Origin of the sequence: Macrococcus equipercicus (assembly GCF_024205945.1) — a bacterium.
GTDB classification, from domain to species: domain Bacteria; phylum Bacillota; class Bacilli; order Staphylococcales; family Staphylococcaceae; genus Macrococcus; species Macrococcus equipercicus.
Map to the genome: position 1 here is coordinate 92,331 of NZ_CP073809.1, position 16,077 is coordinate 108,407.

General features: G+C 40.1%; 18 protein-coding genes and 2 riboswitches. Of the genes, 14 read left to right on the plus strand and 4 right to left on the minus strand.

The genetic code is table 11. The annotated features are described in order from the left end of the window. Positions 1–73 precede the first annotated feature (73 nt). The 8 genes from KFV11_RS00465 to KFV11_RS00500 all read left to right on the plus strand — a co-directional run bounded on the left by KFV11_RS00465 (position 74) and on the right by KFV11_RS00500 (position 6,183). Positions 74–670 (plus strand): TetR/AcrR family transcriptional regulator, encoded by a 597-nt coding sequence (locus KFV11_RS00465; RefSeq protein WP_254250027.1) that lies wholly within the window; start codon positions 74–76, stop codon positions 668–670. Between the two features lie 48 nt (positions 671–718). After that, positions 719–1,456 (plus strand): SDR family oxidoreductase, encoded by a 738-nt coding sequence (locus KFV11_RS00470; RefSeq protein WP_254250028.1) that lies wholly within the window; start codon positions 719–721, stop codon positions 1,454–1,456. A 231-nt stretch (positions 1,457–1,687) separates the two neighbouring features. After that, a complete protein-coding gene (locus KFV11_RS00475) occupies positions 1,688–2,233 on the plus strand; it encodes a hypothetical protein (protein WP_149458950.1) in 546 nt (181 codons plus the stop codon). Positions 2,234–2,332: 99 nt separating this feature from the next. After that, positions 2,333–2,644: a PH domain-containing protein gene (locus tag KFV11_RS00480; protein WP_170234555.1), complete on the plus strand. Its 312-nt coding sequence runs from the start codon at positions 2,333–2,335 to the stop codon at positions 2,642–2,644. A gap of 15 nt (positions 2,645–2,659) precedes the next feature. Then, positions 2,660–3,208, plus strand: a complete 549-nt coding sequence (locus tag KFV11_RS00485) for a GNAT family N-acetyltransferase (protein WP_149458952.1) — start codon at positions 2,660–2,662, stop codon at positions 3,206–3,208. A 174-nt stretch (positions 3,209–3,382) separates the two neighbouring features. After that, the gene (locus KFV11_RS00490; protein WP_149458953.1) at positions 3,383–4,702 is read left to right on the plus strand and encodes an Nramp family divalent metal transporter; all 1,320 of its coding nucleotides are present in this window, start codon (positions 3,383–3,385) and stop codon (positions 4,700–4,702) included. 100 nt (positions 4,703–4,802) lie between these two features. After that, the gene (locus KFV11_RS00495) at positions 4,803–5,684 is read left to right on the plus strand and encodes an RluA family pseudouridine synthase (protein WP_254250029.1); all 882 of its coding nucleotides are present in this window, start codon (positions 4,803–4,805) and stop codon (positions 5,682–5,684) included. Positions 5,685–5,721: 37 nt separating this feature from the next. Further along, entirely contained in the window at positions 5,722–6,183 is a 462-nt protein-coding gene (locus KFV11_RS00500; RefSeq protein ID WP_254250030.1) for a GyrI-like domain-containing protein, read from the plus strand. Positions 6,184–6,238: 55 nt separating this feature from the next. Here the strand turns inward: KFV11_RS00500 and KFV11_RS00505 are convergent, their stop codons facing one another. Further along, complete coding sequence (locus tag KFV11_RS00505) at positions 6,239–6,745, minus strand: hypothetical protein (protein ID WP_254250031.1); 507 nt, start codon at positions 6,743–6,745, stop codon at positions 6,239–6,241. After that, positions 6,738–6,950, minus strand: a complete 213-nt coding sequence (locus KFV11_RS00510; RefSeq protein WP_254250032.1) for a helix-turn-helix transcriptional regulator — start codon at positions 6,948–6,950, stop codon at positions 6,738–6,740. The genes KFV11_RS00505 and KFV11_RS00510 overlap by 8 nt, the downstream gene beginning before the upstream one ends. A gap of 162 nt (positions 6,951–7,112) precedes the next feature. Continuing rightward, positions 7,113–7,211, plus strand: a riboswitch (SAM riboswitch). Between the two features lie 58 nt (positions 7,212–7,269). On the opposite strand from KFV11_RS00510, the gene KFV11_RS00515 reads away from it, so the two are divergent. The 3 genes from KFV11_RS00515 to KFV11_RS00525 are packed head-to-tail and all read left to right on the plus strand — an operon-like array spanning position 7,270 to position 10,283. After that, positions 7,270–8,370 carry a PLP-dependent transferase gene (locus KFV11_RS00515; RefSeq protein WP_254250033.1) on the plus strand — a complete coding sequence of 367 codons (1,101 nt, stop codon included), beginning with the start codon at positions 7,270–7,272 and terminating at the stop codon, positions 8,368–8,370. Then, positions 8,370–9,557 carry a cystathionine beta-lyase MetC gene (gene metC / locus KFV11_RS00520; protein WP_254250034.1) on the plus strand — a complete coding sequence of 396 codons (1,188 nt, stop codon included), beginning with the start codon at positions 8,370–8,372 and terminating at the stop codon, positions 9,555–9,557. The genes KFV11_RS00515 and metC overlap by 1 nt, the downstream gene beginning before the upstream one ends. A 21-nt stretch (positions 9,558–9,578) precedes the next feature. Then, the gene (locus KFV11_RS00525) at positions 9,579–10,283 is read left to right on the plus strand and encodes a CBS domain-containing protein (RefSeq protein WP_254250035.1); all 705 of its coding nucleotides are present in this window, start codon (positions 9,579–9,581) and stop codon (positions 10,281–10,283) included. A 49-nt stretch (positions 10,284–10,332) separates the two neighbouring features. Here KFV11_RS00525 and rpmG read toward each other — a convergent pair whose 3' ends face one another. Together rpmG and KFV11_RS00535 are read right to left on the minus strand one after the other, a co-directional pair. After that, positions 10,333–10,482 (minus strand): 50S ribosomal protein L33, encoded by a 150-nt coding sequence (gene rpmG / locus KFV11_RS00530; protein ID WP_133416523.1) that lies wholly within the window; start codon positions 10,480–10,482, stop codon positions 10,333–10,335. A gap of 12 nt (positions 10,483–10,494) precedes the next feature. After that, positions 10,495–11,688 (minus strand): GTP-binding protein, encoded by a 1,194-nt coding sequence (locus KFV11_RS00535; RefSeq protein WP_254250036.1) that lies wholly within the window; start codon positions 11,686–11,688, stop codon positions 10,495–10,497. 333 nt (positions 11,689–12,021) lie between these two features. After that, a riboswitch (SAM riboswitch) is annotated at positions 12,022–12,127 on the plus strand. Between the two features lie 107 nt (positions 12,128–12,234). On the opposite strand from KFV11_RS00535, the gene KFV11_RS00540 reads away from it, so the two are divergent. The 3 genes from KFV11_RS00540 (at position 12,235) to KFV11_RS00550 (ending at position 15,877) form a co-directional block, all read left to right on the plus strand. Further along, a complete protein-coding gene (locus KFV11_RS00540; protein ID WP_149458963.1) occupies positions 12,235–13,053 on the plus strand; it encodes a MetQ/NlpA family ABC transporter substrate-binding protein in 819 nt (272 codons plus the stop codon). 381 nt (positions 13,054–13,434) lie between these two features. Next, positions 13,435–15,003, plus strand: a complete 1,569-nt coding sequence (locus KFV11_RS00545; protein ID WP_254250037.1) for an alanine/glycine:cation symporter family protein — start codon at positions 13,435–13,437, stop codon at positions 15,001–15,003. A gap of 91 nt (positions 15,004–15,094) precedes the next feature. Continuing rightward, positions 15,095–15,877, plus strand: coding sequence for a prephenate dehydratase (locus tag KFV11_RS00550; RefSeq protein WP_254250038.1), 783 nt, complete (start codon positions 15,095–15,097; stop codon positions 15,875–15,877). The last annotated feature ends 200 nt before the right edge of the window (positions 15,878–16,077 follow it).

Consider the following 16,077-nt stretch of genomic DNA (forward strand, 5'->3'; position numbering starts at 1 on the left):
ATAATATATAATGTGATGATTAATGAACACATAATTATTATATGTTTATCATTTCTGGAAAGAAGGAAAAATAATGTTAGACAGACGCGTGAGAAAAACAAAAGAAAGTATTAAATATGCTTACTTCAGCTTATTAGCGGAGAAACCATTCAAAGATATCACGATCAATCAGATTACAGAGAAAGCAGACATCAACCGCGGTACTTTCTATCTGCATTATCTCGATAAGTTTGATTTACGTGATCAGCTGGAAGATGAAGTGATGCGTGAACTGGAGGAAGCACTGCAGGACCGCAAATATCCTCAAGTTGATGTTAATCTGGAGCAGCACTCAACACAGCTGATTGAGATTATATTGCAGGTCATCATCAATCATAAAGAATTTTTCAATGTGACGTTAATCAATCAAGATGCAGGACTGCCGCAGAAATTTTCACGTATCATCAGAAGTTATGTACAGAGTAACATTGATCTGCCTGAGCAATTGAACATCGTGCCGATTGAATATTACTTTGCTTTTATCGTCAACGCACAGACAGGGCTGATTAAAGAATGGGTGAAAAATGGCATGCAGGAATCAAAAGAGAATATAGCTAAGTACGCGTTCACACTTGCGTATAATGGCCCGCTTAAACTTATGCACCAGCACTTAAAGGAGCAACAGCACTAAAGCAATAAGCCGGTTATCATTGATGGATGTTGATATAAGGAGGATTTTATGAAGAATATATTGATTACAGGTGTCAGTCGCAAAGGCGGAATCGGTGCGAATTTAGTCCGTCGTTTCTTAAAGGAAGGCTACAAAGTTTATGCCCATGGTTCAAGTGAATATGACCAGGAGATGGGTTATGCTGATGCTGGAGATGTGTATCAGGATCAGTTTGTTCGCCTGAAAGATTGTGATTTATCGATAGCGGACAACGTACAATCGCTCATTAATGAATTAGTGCCATATGAAATATCACACATGATTATTTGTCATGCTTATAGTACACAATGTGGGCTTGACGACTGGAATGCAGAAGAGATTAATAAACATCTGACAGTGAATGTAACAGCTGCTATGCTGCTGATTAAACACTTCAAGGCACAATTACAAGCAGAAAAAGGATGCATTACTTTGTTTACGTCAGGTCAACACCTAGGACCGATGACTTCTGAGATTCCTTATGCGGTATCAAAAGCAGCTGTCACAAACTTAGGCATGCAAAGCTCATATGCACTGGCACAACGGAATATCAGAGTGAATGTTGTTAATCCAGGGCCGACAGATACAGGTTATATCGAGCAGAACAGTGAAGTCTATCATCAGATTTCGAATCAATTCAATGACAAACGCTGGGGGCAGCCTGACGATATTGCTAACTTAGTATTATTCCTGCACAGTGATAAAGGCCAGTGGATTACTGGTCAGCTGATTAACAGCGAAGGCGGGTTTAATAGGTATCTTGAATAAGAAAGAAGTGCACTGAATTTATAGCTCGGTTAAATTTTCCTCTGTAATATTTTTAATCATCGTTATTGCTACCAATGCACCTCTATAGTTTAATCCAATAAAAAGTAAATTATTATAAAATTAATAATTTGCTTCCAATTCCAGACGTTACATATTATGATGTAATTATATATAAAAAATTAGAATATTGTAATATTTCTGTGAAATTAAATAATGGAGCTGTGGTGATTAATGAAGAGATTAGTTGTCATCATCATATTACTGATAGTTATAACAGGTTGCAGCCAGCATAGGGAACATGCCAAAGTTCAAAAACAACAAGAAGAGGTAACAACTGAGCAGGCCAAAAAAGCAGAGGAAACTCCTGCAGTTAATAAAGCATTAACAGTAGAAGACTTATTTATTCAGCCGCACTTTATGATTAAAGATTTTAATGTTAAAACAGCAAATAACAATGTGCAGTACATTATTAAATATGTTATAGATCCAAGTGCTAGTAGTTACATAGAAAAACATCATCCAGTGCTATATATAAATATTTTGTATCCGGATGAAATACTAAAATCCGGTCATAAAAGCACGTCGAAAACGCTTAAACTAACGCCTGCTGCCGGTGATGTGCTGGACAAGGAAATGATTATAAATGATACGTTTAAACCGGACTTTAATGTTAAATCATTAACAGATCCTTCTCATCAGCTGCAGTTACAAATCTTTAAAGAAAACAAACAACTGATGCATGTGTTCGAGAATCTAAATGATTATAGACGTCACTAGTATTCTGAGTGGATCCATATGAAAGATACACGATTCATTTCATCGATAGTTGTGATTAATCATATATTTTTTAAATAAAATATTAGAGGTGACGAGATGATGATAAAAACAGCATGTAAAATAAAAACTTTTAATTTTAGAATGGTTAACTTTCCAGGTGAGTTAATATTAGATACAACGAACCAATTAATTATTTTTAACCCATTATTAGAAGCAGCAGTTAATTCTCACAGCATTCCGATTGATGAGATTGAAACATATCGATTTAAAAAAGGCATGTTAAAAAGCAAATTTGAAATATATTATCGTTCAGAGTGGTATATATTTACAGATTTTACTGACGAAAATTATTTACAGATTGTTAGTTATTTAGAAGAAATAAAAGATGAAAGACATTTGAGGATAACATAACAGGAGTGGATATACATGCTTTCATACAAAATTGATGATGAACTAGAACTTGCTCTCCCTCGTCCGGAAATAGATGGTCCGGTCGTCTATCGTTTAATTGAGAGACAGCGTGATTATTTGAAAGAATTTCTGCCATGGCTTGATCATCTTCAAAACGAAGATGAGGAGATCATTACTTTTAAAGAAATGATGAAAAATTTCGGCGCTGGAAAGTCGGTGACTCTCGTTATCCGCTACCAGCAGATGGTAGCTGGAATGATTGATTTTCATAATATTAACCAATCTAATCGGTCTGCTGATATCGGTTACTGGTTGTCTGAAGACCTGCAGGGCAACGGGATTATGACTAGAGCCGTGACTGGTATATGCAGTCTTGGTTTTAACAGCTTTAACTTCAACAGAATTACTCTGATAATAGAGTGCGATAATATTCCAAGTCAAAAAGTAGCTGAGAGAAGCGGGTTTACGCTGGAAGGAAAGCTGAGAAGTTATTTGAAAAATAGAGATGACTATAAGGATGCTTATATTTATTCCTTGTTAAAACATGATGGTCAGTCCAGTTAATGGGCTGGCTTTTTAATTGATAATAGAAGAAGAGGGAAAGGATCACCTAAAGTTAATTCTCATGAGTGTCAATCGTAGCAGCTTCGTTTATAATGGTAAGCAGTGGAAAGAACGTACTCATAAGATAATAAGGAAGATGGATAGTAAGGTAAGTTCCATTAAAAAGGTGGCTATATGAATAAAAGTTTAGAAGAAATTAATGGCACTGTGTCCTTTGATGCGCAGACGACTGGATTGAAAAAACTGCTGATGTACATTGGTCCGGGCCTGCTTGTAGCGGTAGGTTATATGGATCCCGGCAACTGGATCACGTCGATGACGGGCGGCGCACGATATGGTTATATTCTGCTGTTCGTGATTCTGCTGTCCAGTCTGTCAGCGATGCTGCTGCAGGCGATGAGCGCGCGGCTCGGCATCGCAAGTGGCATGGATCTCGCTCAGGTGACAAGGCAGATGACAGGGAAAAAATTAAGTGTATTCGCGTGGTTAATTACCGAGCTCGCGATTATGGCAACTGATATTGCGGAGATTATCGGCAGTGCGATTGCGCTGAATCTGCTCTTTGGTCTGCCGTTAGCAGTTGGCGTTGCGATTACGATTCTCGATGTTTTCTTATTGCTGATGATTATGCATCTCGGCTTCAGAAAGATAGAGGCGATTGTCGGTGTCCTTATCTTTTCAGTGCTTCTCATCTTTACTTACGAAGTGATAATGGCATCACCAGATATGGGTGCTGTTCTCAAAGGATTCATCCCGCACAAAGCAGTGGTCACTGATCAGGGCGCTCTGTACATAGCACTTGGAATTATCGGTGCAACGATTATGCCGCATAACTTGTATCTTCATTCGTCGTTAGTGCAGTCGCGTAACTATGAACGAAATGATGAAGGGAAACGTCAGGCTATTAAGTATGCCATGATAGACTCCAACATTCAGCTGTCTGTTGCATTTGTTGTCAATTGTCTATTACTGGTTTTAGGTGCTGCCCTGTTTTATGGCAGCCAGCAGTCACTTGGACGTTTTTATGAGCTTTATAACGCGCTCCTTCATTCACATGTCGGCGGAGCTGCAGGCGGTGCCGCGATGAGTACGCTGTTTGCTGTTGCACTACTGGCAAGCGGGCAGAACTCGACGATTACCGGGACACTGTCTGGTCAGATTGTCATGGAAGGTTATCTGCACATTCGGCTGCCGCAGTGGGCAAGACGCCTGATCACTAGAGTAATAGCTGTTGTTCCTATATTTGTCTGCCTGCTGTTCTACGGCTCTAGTCATGATAAGATTGAAGACTTGCTGATATTCACACAAGTTTTTCTTAGCTTAGCTTTACCGTTCAGTATTATCCCGCTTGTCATCGCGACAAGCAGAAAAGAAATCATGGGGGAGTTCATCAGCTCTAAACTTGTAACAGCTGCTGCCTGGCTCTTGGCAGTGGTTCTCAGTCTATTGAACGTTTACCTGCTGGCTGCCACTGTAAGAGAATTCATTGGTTAAGCTTGAATATATTAATAAATACTCACTTTACTCACCTTACCATTTAATAAGCAAAATGAATTAATAGCACGGTCATCACATGACCGAAAGGACGTATATAATGAACAGAAGAAATGGCCGTGACGCCGCATGGGAAGTACACGAAGCAACAGAACTACTCAAGTTTTTATTTGAAGTAATGCCGGAGAGAAGTAAGAAGACAGTGAAGACAATGCTCGGTAGAGGCCATGTCTTTATTAACAATGAATCAACGAGTCAGTTCAATGCACCACTCGCACAAGGTGATATCGTGGAAATCCGTACAAGCGCACCGAACAAAAAAGCGAAAATCAAAGGGATTGAAATACTGCATGAAGATACAGATGTCATCGTAGTGAACAAAGAAGCGGGGCTGTTATCTATTGCATCAGAAAAAGATAACGAAAACACAGCATTCCGCCTGCTGTCAGACTATGTTAAAAGAGCACATCCACAAAACCGTATATATGTAGTCCACCGGCTCGACCGCGAGACGTCCGGTGTCATGATGTATGCGAAAAACAAAAAAGCGCAGCAAGTGCTGCAGCACAACTGGAAGCAGTTAGTAAGTGAACGGACTTATATCGCACTTGTAGAAGGCCGCATGACAGAAGATGGCACTATTACAACTTGGCTCACTGAAGATAAAACGTTGACCATGCATTCCAGCAAAACTCCGAACAACGGCAAAAAGGCTGTGACGTATTATAAAGTGCTGAACACCAATCGCACGCAGACATTATTAAAAGTCAATCTGGAGACAGGGCGTAAAAACCAGATACGGATTCATATGAAAGAGCTTGGTCATCCGATTGTCGGTGACAAAAAATACGGAGCTGTAACAAACCCGTTCAGACGTATCGGCTTACATGCAAACGTTCTGGCATTCACACATCCGACGACCAATAAAGCAATGCGCTTTGAGGCAGAACTGCCGAAAGTATTTAAGATGTCATTTAAATAAATAGATGATCTATGATATCATCCGAGGAGGAAGAATAATGGCATATGAAGTAAGAGAACTAGCAGAGACACGGGTCATCGGAGAGAAAAGAAGCTACGACAGTATAGAAGAAGCACAGGAAAAAATACAGCAGTTCTGGACTGACTTTAAGCAGTCAGACCAACGCGCGCGCTTAACACTTGAAGCAGATGAACAATTTCAAGGATTTTTCGGCATATATTTTCCGACGGACAACGGTGTCGATTATATGATCGGAGTGAGTTCTGACCGGGAAACGTCAGAATGGGCTTCTCATAACATCCCGGCAGGTAAATATATAGTATTTGAGGCAGGACGCCCCGTTTCGCGTGAAATTCAGCGTGTCACTAATGAAGCTTATGAAGTCATTATACCTGCTTCCCAGCATGACTTAAGAAATGCTCCAGAATTTGAATACTATCCTTTCGGTAATGTCACAGCAGCTGACTATACAGCTGAAATGTGGATACCGGTTAAATAACATAAAAAAGATGAGATTTAATCTCATCTTTTTTATTTGCTGAATGATAATAAAATCATTTTAGCAGTTGCCTTGTTTTTAAAAAATAAATGAAGTAAGATGCCGCCGCAATAAACATCAGTAATGTAAGAAACAGTGACTTTGTTACAAAATTATCAGGTAGAAATAATATAATGCCGACCATAATAGGTAACGCTAAGCCGATAAAGCTATAGACAGCTTTCAGCGATTGGTACGTAACGAAAGATAATCCTTCATCATTGTCATTGATTTCTGGAAATATATTATTAAGTAGATTTAAATGTTTGTGCTGCTTCTTGATTTTAATGAAATAGTAAATCATCACTATGAGAAATATTAAATTTAACACAAGTGCAATAAGCATGATGACACTAAAATCAATGCCATACTTAAAGAAGTCAACATTGATTGAAAAAAGCGTTTCTTGATCATTGATATTAAACTCTGTTACTAAAGAAATAGGAATAATTAGTAGTGCGAGGAATAAAATACTTACAAATTGAACCAGCGGGTAATAAAATCGAATTTTATTTTCATTCATTTGACTCATCCTCCAATGTAAATAAATCTTCAACTCTGCAATCAAATTCGTGGCAAATTTTTAGTACTAATGTAATTGAGGGGGAAAATGTTCCTTTCTCAATAAAACCTATTGTCTGGCGTGTGACATTCACTCTATTAGCCAGTTCTGACTGACTAATTCTTTCTCTTGCCCTATATTCCTTTAAACGAGACGTTAACTTCAAATGATTCACTCCTTACAACTAATGTATAGTATTTCTAACATAATGTATAGTATTTTTAACATTTTAGTATGAAATGAATAATTGATAGAGTGTTAAAGATTAAATTAACCAGTACTATTGAATTACTATTCAAAATAATGATACACTTTCATAAAATTTAATAACTTATACAGAGAGATGGAGGGAATTGGCCCTTTGAAGTCTCAGCAACCGGCTGATGCACGGTGCTAAATCCAACAGGTGAATCCTGGAATATGAGTTGATACAATGTACTCCTCTTTTTCAGAGGGGTATTTTTTTATTTTAAGGAGGAGTTACTATGAAAACAGCGTTAGCACAAATTTCGCGAACAGATGATGTGACAGGGGCGACGTCTAATCCTATTTACTTGGCGACAGCTTATGCTCATGCCAAGCTGGGTGAGTCAACTGGATTTGATTACACACGGACGAAGAATCCGACGCGTTCTCATTTCGAAGAGGTGTTCGCTCGTCTTGAGGGCGGGAAATATTCATTTGCCACAGCAAGCGGTATGGCTGCCATCCAGCTTGTCTGTAATCTGTTCAAACCTGCTGATGAAATTCTTGTATCATTTGATTTATACGGTGGGACATTCAGATTGTTTGATTACTACGCAGAGCAGTACGGCGTCTGTTTTAAATATATCGATTTCAACAATATTGAAGAAGTGACGAACTCAATTACTGACAATACCCGCGCATTTTTCATCGAACCGATCTCCAACCCGCTGATGACTGCTGTCGATTTAACTCCTCTCTATGCCATAGCAAGTGAACGTCATCTACTGACGATTATTGATAACACATTTTTAACGCCTTACTTATCTACACCGCTGAAAGATGGCGCAGATATTGTCCTCCATTCAGCGACGAAATATATCAGCGGCCACAATGACGTGCTGGCAGGTGTCGTGACAGTCAATGATGAGACGTTAGGCGAACAGCTCGGTCAGTTCCATAATATGATCGGTGCCACACTATCACCGTTTGACAGCTATTTGCTGCTCCGCGGCTTAAAGACACTGCACTTGAGAATCGAACGTTCCAGCGATAATGCCCGGCGTCTGGCGCAAGCGTTCGAAAGTCACGAAGCTGTTCAGGAAGTATTGTACGCGGGCGAGAGTGGGATGCTGAGCTTAAGGCTGAACAACAATTATAAAGTCGGCCCGTTTCTTGAACAGTTGAAAGTCTGTATTTTCGCTGAGAGCCTCGGCGGTACTGAAACGTTCATTACGTTCCCTTATACACAGACGCATGTCGATATGCCCGAGGAAGAAAAGCAGAAGCGTGGGATTGATGAGCAGTTAATCAGAATCTCTGTAGGTATCGAAGATTACAATGATATTGAACAAGACATTATCCAGGCGCTAAAACATGCAGCAGTCAAGGAGGCGGTATGATGAGTTACTCACAGGAAACATCGTTGATACTCGATAGTCCGAGAGGCAAAGACTATACGTCAGCCAATCAGCCGCTCTATTACTCTTCGACTTATCACCAGGAAGTACTGGGTGGTGCTGCTGACTATGATTACGCACGAAGCGGTAATCCGAACCGCAGTCTGCTGGAAGAGAAACTTGCTAACTTAGAAGGCGGTAACCACGGTTTTGCCTTTAGTTCAGGGATTGCTGCCATTACTGCTGTCTTTATGACATTGAAGGCCGGCGACCATGTCATTCTGCCGGACGATGTATACGGCGGGACTTATCGATTGACGGAACGCATCTTCAGGCGTTTCGGCATTGACTTCACAACGGTAGATCAGACAGATTTAGGAGCAATTGCTCGGGCAGTGCAGCCTAATACACAGCTGATTTATGTGGAAACACCGTCTAATCCACTGTTCAAAGTCACTGATATTTCAGGAGTCAGCCAAATTGCCAAGGACAATGATGTGCTGCTGGCAGTCGATAATACGTTTATGACACCACTCGGGCAGTCGCCGTTTAAGCACGGGGCAGATATTGTCATTCATTCGGCGACCAAGTTTCTAAGCGGTCATAGCGACCTTATCGCAGGAGCAGTCATCGTCAACTGTCCGAAGCTTGCTGAGGACATTTATCTCATCCAGAACGGCACAGGCTCGGGACTCGGTGTCTATGATGCATGGACATTGACGAAAAATTTGAAGACATTGGCAGTACGATTTAATCAAAGCGTGACTAACGCTGAGAAAGTATGCCGTTTCCTGAAGCAGCATCCTGCTGTAGCGACTGTTTACTATCCAGCAGACAGTGATATTCACGTGAAACAAGCAGTAAACGGCGGGGCAGTCATTGGCTTTAGGCTGGCAGATGAGACGCAAGCTCAAACGTTTGTGGATAACGTTACACTACTGCTTGTCTCAGTCAGTCTGGGTGGCGTAGAAACAATATTGTCCCATCCTGCGACGATGAGTCATGCTGCTATACCGGAACTCGTCAGAAGACAGCGGGGCATCACACAAGGCTTGTTCAGACTATCAGTCGGGCTGGAGAACGCAGAAGAACTTATCCTTGATTTACAACAGGCACTTGAAACGACAATCAACAGGCAGAGAAATAATAAGAAAAAGCAGTACGTAAGTCAATGTTATACTAACCAATAACATTGATTAAAGGAGCTGCCCATGAATAATTTTAACCAGTTTATCGCTGAATTTAATTCACTTCATAAAGCTATGCAGAAAATCACCGGGAAAGAAGACGACTTCGGTTCATTGTTCCATGAGATGAAAGAGACGCATTCTGTGATTAGGCGATATAAGAATCAAATAGACGTGGCAAGAGAGCTGCGCAATTTATTAGTGCATAATCAAACAGAAGCTTATAATTTTGCTGAGCCATCCAACGAATTCATCAAAGAACTAAAAGCGATAAGAATCAAGCTCGAAAAGCCGGAAACTGTCTCAATCTTCAAGAAGCAGGTCATGACGCTTGATTGCAATGATTCACTGACAGATGCCCTCAGCCTCGTGAAGAAATATCAGGTGACTCAATATCCTGTCTTTGAAGACAGGGAGTTTAAAGGGATCTTGTCTGACAACGGGATCACTAACTGGCTGTCGATTGTCATTGTCGATGAAATCGTCGACTTGTCAGAAGTCAAAATCGCGGATGTACTTGATAAAGATGAGGAGTTTTCGTCTTATATCATCGTCAAGAATAACTTGCCGCTTTATGAAGTGGAGAAGAAAATGCTGCAGCGCATTAATGAAAGAGGGCATTCTAACCTTGTCGTGCTTATTACGCCGCTCGGCAGACTCACAAAAAAAGAGGATATCATCGGTATTATTACACCGTGGGATATGCCTCATATCGTCAAACATTTATAATGAGTGTAAAAAAAGAAAATCTTGATGATAGTTCATCAAGATTTTCGTTTTATTTAGTTTCTCTATGCAGTGTATGCTTCTTCAGTCGTGGGCAGTATTTCATCAGTTCGATACGTTCAGGATTATTTCTTTTGTTTTTCTTGGTGATATAGTTACGGTCTCCGCATTCTGTGCATGCGAGTGTCACATTAACTCTCATGATTGTTCCTCCTTATGATAATATAGTGTCCGGCTGCTCGACTTCGGTATAAGGCGGCAGTGGATCCTTCATGGCAGTCCAGTCCATCGTCATCTCTTCATCAGTCAGTAACGCAGCGTCAAGCGTACGAGTAATCTCTTCCTGATCCATATCAATTCCGATGAAGACAAGCTCTGTCTGACGGTCTCCGTACGTGCTGTCCCAGCGAGATTGTAACGTTGGATCCATAGCGAGTGCGCTGTTAATATCTTCCGGGGAACCCGCTGCGACCCATTCGCCTGCACCTTGTATCTGCAGGGAATTGCCGGCTTGAGATAACAGACCGCACGTGTCATGACGCGTGGCGAGCCAGTAAAATCCTTTTGATCTGACGATATCAGCAGGAAAATTCATCAGCCAGTCCATAAAGCGTTCTGCGTGAAATGGACGTTTTCTTTTGTACACAAATGAGGCGATACCGTATTCTTCTGTTTCTGGTATGTGCTCTTCATTCAGCTCTTTAATCCAGCCGGCACTTTGACTCGCTTTATCGAAGTCAAATAGTCCTGTATTCAATATTAAATCAAGGTCGATCGTTGAATAAGCTGTTTCATAAACTTTAGCTTCAGGATTCAGCTGTTTTAATAGTGCTTTAAGCTCACCGACATCTTCAGCGCTGACAAGATCTGCTTTATTAAGCAGAATAACATCAGCAAACTCAATCTGGTCTATCAATAAGTCGATGATCTCACGTGTATCATACTCGTCAGCTGCGAGCTTTCTATCAAGCAGTGACTCGCCCGCTTCGTAATCAGTCCAGAATCGGTTGGCATCTACTACTGTCACCATCGTATCAAGACGCGTCTGTTCAGCAAGATTAATGCCGAGCACTTCATCGTTTAATGTCAATGTTTGAGCAACGGGAACAGGCTCGGATATTCCAGTTGATTCAATAACGATGTAATCAAGCTCTGACCGGGCAACAAGGTTGTTAATTTCTATCATCAAATCCTCACGGAGTGTGCAGCATATACAGCCGTTCTGCAGTTGAATCATCTTTTCGTCTGTCCGCCTCATATCGACTAAATCAGCATCAATATTTACTTCACTCATATCATTGACAATAACACCAATTTTCTTGTTTTGAGTGTTCGTCAGTATATGATTCAATAAAGTGGTCTTACCGGCGCCAAGAAATCCACTGAGTACTGTAATCGGAACTTTCATCTGTCTTCCTCCAATACGTAATCATTACGATTTATAATATTACTATGGACGAAATCATTTGTAAAGCATTTCATTAATATTTTTATAGAGTAAAATGTATGGATTAATATAATAAAATGAATGATTTCACTCATATTACTGTCGCTCACTTCCCGCTCGTAGAAGGCGCATTTCTAGCCAGTGTAGAAAGTAAAGTAGGCAAATCACAAGAGCAGATATTAGTTCCCCTTAAAAAGAATTTTAAAGAAAAAGAATAGTTTACAATTAATTTTCATGAAGCCATTGACGTAAAAATTTCCTCATGCTAAGATAAAACCAATTTAATAACGTTAACTCTTATCAAGAGTGGTGGAGGGATGTGCCCTATGAAACCCGGCAACCGTCGTTTAACGACATGGTGCTAATTCACATAAAGTAGCAATACTTTAGAAGATGAGAGAAAGGATTTTATACTTTCTCTTATATTGGAGGAAGTATTTTTTATTTTGCTGTGAACTGATGAGTTGATCGTTGTTAAGACAATCAATCAAAAGGTGGGAATTCAACATGAAAAGATTCATCAGCTTAGCAGTATTATTAGTGTTATCAGTAGTTCTAGCCGCTTGCGGCGAAGAAAAAACAGCAGCAGACAAGAAAATTGTTGTCGCAGCTTCACCTGCTCCTCATGGGGAAGTTGTTAAACATACAGCGATCGCTATGAAGAAAAAAGGTTATGATGTCGAAGTGAAGATCGTCAATGACTATAAAATTCCTAACAAATTACTCGCAGCAGGGGATGTTGATGCGAATTTGTTCCAGCACGTGCCTTATTTGAATGAAGAGAAGAAAACGCATGGTTACAAAATAGAAGAAGTCGGAAAAGTATTCACAACACCAATGGGCGTCTACAGCAAAAAGCATAAGAGCTTAAAAGACCTGCCTGATCACGCCAAGATTTTTGTCTCAAGCAACCCGGCTGAAGAAGGACGCTTTCTGTCGTTTTTCGTCAATGAAGGTTTAATTAAAATTAAAAAAGGCGTTAAAATTGAAGATGCTAAGTTCACTGATGTTGTAGAAAACAAGAAAAATATTGAGTTCAATAATGATCAGAGTGCGGAATTCCTTCCTAAAACTTATAAAAATAATGAAGGAGATGCTGTCATCATCAATTCCAACTATGCAATCGATAATGGGATTATCCCGTCACGTGATGCGATTGCTATAGAAAATGAGTCATCACCGTTTGCCAATATTCTTGCGGTCCAGAAAGGCCATAAAAATGATAAGAAGTTTCAGGACTTACTCAAAGTGCTGCAATCTGATGAAATGAAAGCTTTTATTAAGAAAGAATACGGCAAAGACGTGATTCCTTATAAAGGGAAATAAGAGGTGTTCATATGACTAAACCTGGTGCAGGAAGCCAGCTTACGATTATATTAACCAGACGATAGCTCATGCGCGTTAAATAGTTTTAAAAGCTGCCGATAGGCGGCTTTTTTTTGTATGAAGGACTACTGACAGTTAATAAAAAATGCATAAAAATAAATTTAATTTGCAAATAATTTTTTGCATAAAATGTTAACTCTTAATGAAATAAGAAAAAAACTGTGAATAATTATTATTATCTGCACTTATTATTCTAAAAAAGATAATAATTATTAAAGTCAGAATAATTAAAATATTTTGTTGTATAAATGATGATGTATATATATAATATTAAATAATAATCTATGCAAATTGTATTGTACACAAAAGGAGATGATTTAGATGGAAAGTTTAGTAAGCTGGCTGTTGGATTTAGTTTGGAGTAAACCATTAGTTTACGGCTTGTTACTTACAGGTATTGTCTTTTCACTCATGATGCGGTTTTTCCAGGTCAGGCATATCGGCGAAATGGTTCGCTTAATGTTCCAGGGTGAAAAATCTGCTGCTGGTATTTCCAGCTTTCAGGCAATCGCCTTATCGCTTGCAGGTCGGGTCGGAACAGGGAACATCGTCGGCGTCTCTACTGCCATCTTTATCGGTGGTCCCGGTGCAGTGTTCTGGATGTGGGCAACTGCTTTTCTTGGTGCGAGTTCTGCGTTTATCGAATCAACGCTCGGTCAGATTTATAAGCGTCAAGAAAAAGGCGAGTACCGCGGAGGTCCTGCTTATTACATAGAAGAAGGGATCAAAGGAAAATTCGGTAGAATATACGGAATCGTCTTCGCTATTGTTACTATTTTATCAACAAGTCTATTATTGCCAGGTGTTCAATCCAATGCTATCGCGAATTCCATGAATAATGCTTTCGGTCTTAATAAGTGGATTGTTGGTGTCATTCTTGCATTGATTCTTGCGTTAATCATTTTCGGTGGTGTTAAATGGATTGCAAGTGTTGCGACAGCAGTTGTCCCGTTCATGGCGGTTTTATATATTTTAATGGCATTGATTATTCTTGTGTTGAATATTAATGAAGTGCCGGGATTAATCGCATTGATTTTTAAATCAGCATTTAATTTAGAATCAGCATTCGGCGGTATTTTCGGTGCGATGATTGAAATCGGTGTAAAACGTGGTCTTTATTCTAATGAAGCGGGTCAAGGGACAGGGCCTCACGCGGCAGCTGCGGCTGAAGTTTCTCACCCGGCGAAACAAGGTCTTGTGCAGGCATTCTCAGTATACGTAGATACATTATTTGTCTGTACAGCGACAGCATTAATCGTGCTGTTAGCAGGTACTTACAATACAACAGATGGCACAACGGATAAAAGTGGTGCTCCGCATTTAATTAAAGATGGCGGCATTTATACACAGGCAGCTGACGGTACTAAAGATTACTCCGGTACGGCGATGTACGTGCAGGCAGGGGTAGACAAAGCGCTGCAGGGAAGCAACTACACATTTGATCCGAATTTCTCTGGTTTTGGTTCATACTTTGTTGCAGTGGCATTATTCTTCTTCGCCTTCACAACTATTCTTGCCTACTCGTATATTGCGGAGACAAACGTTTCCTACTTGATGCGTGGACAAAGTGAGGGAGCAACAAAAATTGGCTTTAATATCGCCCGGTTATTATTAATTGCTGCAACGCTTTACGGAGCAGTGAAAACTGCTGAACTTGCCTGGAATCTAGGGGACTTAGGTGTCGGCTTGATGGCCTGGCTGAATGTCATTGCCATCTGGATTCTTCATAAGCCTGCTGTTAAAGCACTTAAAGATTATGAAGCCCAGAAGAAAGCGCTTGGATCAGGACGGAATGCAGTTTATCGTCCGGATCCTGCAGAATTACCAACTGCAAAGTTCTGGCTGGAAGACTATCCGGAACCTTTAAGACAGGAAAACTTGCAGAAATAATAGTACAGCGTCTGTAGTTGATGGACAACCCTTCGTCCGGAGGGTATTGTTAAATCAATTACAGACGTTTTTAATTTGTTATAGAGGATGAATGAAGATGAAAGTTTATTACTTAGGACCGGAAGGAACATTCAGCTATCAGGCAGCAGTGAAATATCAACCTCATGCTGATCTTGTTCCATGTCAGTCGCTGTATGAAGTCGTTGAACAGTTCAATCAACATACGAACAGTCAAGCCATCGTACCGATTGAAAATGCCATCGAAGGGACTATTAATTTAATAGCTGATGAATTGATAGAAAATCAGCTGCATGTGATCGGTGAAGTGTATTTGGATATTGCGTTTGATGTCGTCGGACTGACACCATCGATGGAACACATCTCATCGGTTGTCTCAATCGCCCCGATCATCAGTCAGACGAAGCGGTTTATTACGGACTATGAACTGGACGTTAAACATTCCGATTCATCACTAGACAGTCTGAATTACATCGATCACGAAACAGTGGCGATCATTCCACATCAAAGCACGACAGCTTATCCGGTTATTACAGAACATATAGAGGACTATCCTTATAACAAGACACGTTTTTTAGTGCTGTCTCATCAGGAAACCAGTCATCCGACGACGCAGGCACTGCTGTTATTGACACCGAAAGTCGATAAACCAGGGCTGCTCGCTAATATATTGAATGTCTTTAATCTGTATAACATCAACTTATCATGGATTGAATCAAGACCGACGAAGCAGCAGTTTGGCTGCTATCACTTTCTTATTCAATGCCAAATTGCTGCGTCTTCAGACGATTATAAGCAAGTCTTAAAAATATTTGAGGCGCTGGAAATTACGGTCCGCACTATTGGAGCGTTTTAATGATAACGGCTTAACTAACTGAAACTTAAGTTATTGTAAACACTATTATAATAATGCTGATGAATACTGATTTTTTTCATAAAATGATTCTTTAAATATGCAAAGTTTGAAAAAGTTTGCGATTTTAGCCCCTTAAAGCGGAAACGCTTTCAAGTAATTGTTTCATTTTTGTAAAGATTATGTATAATAGAGAGGTAGAA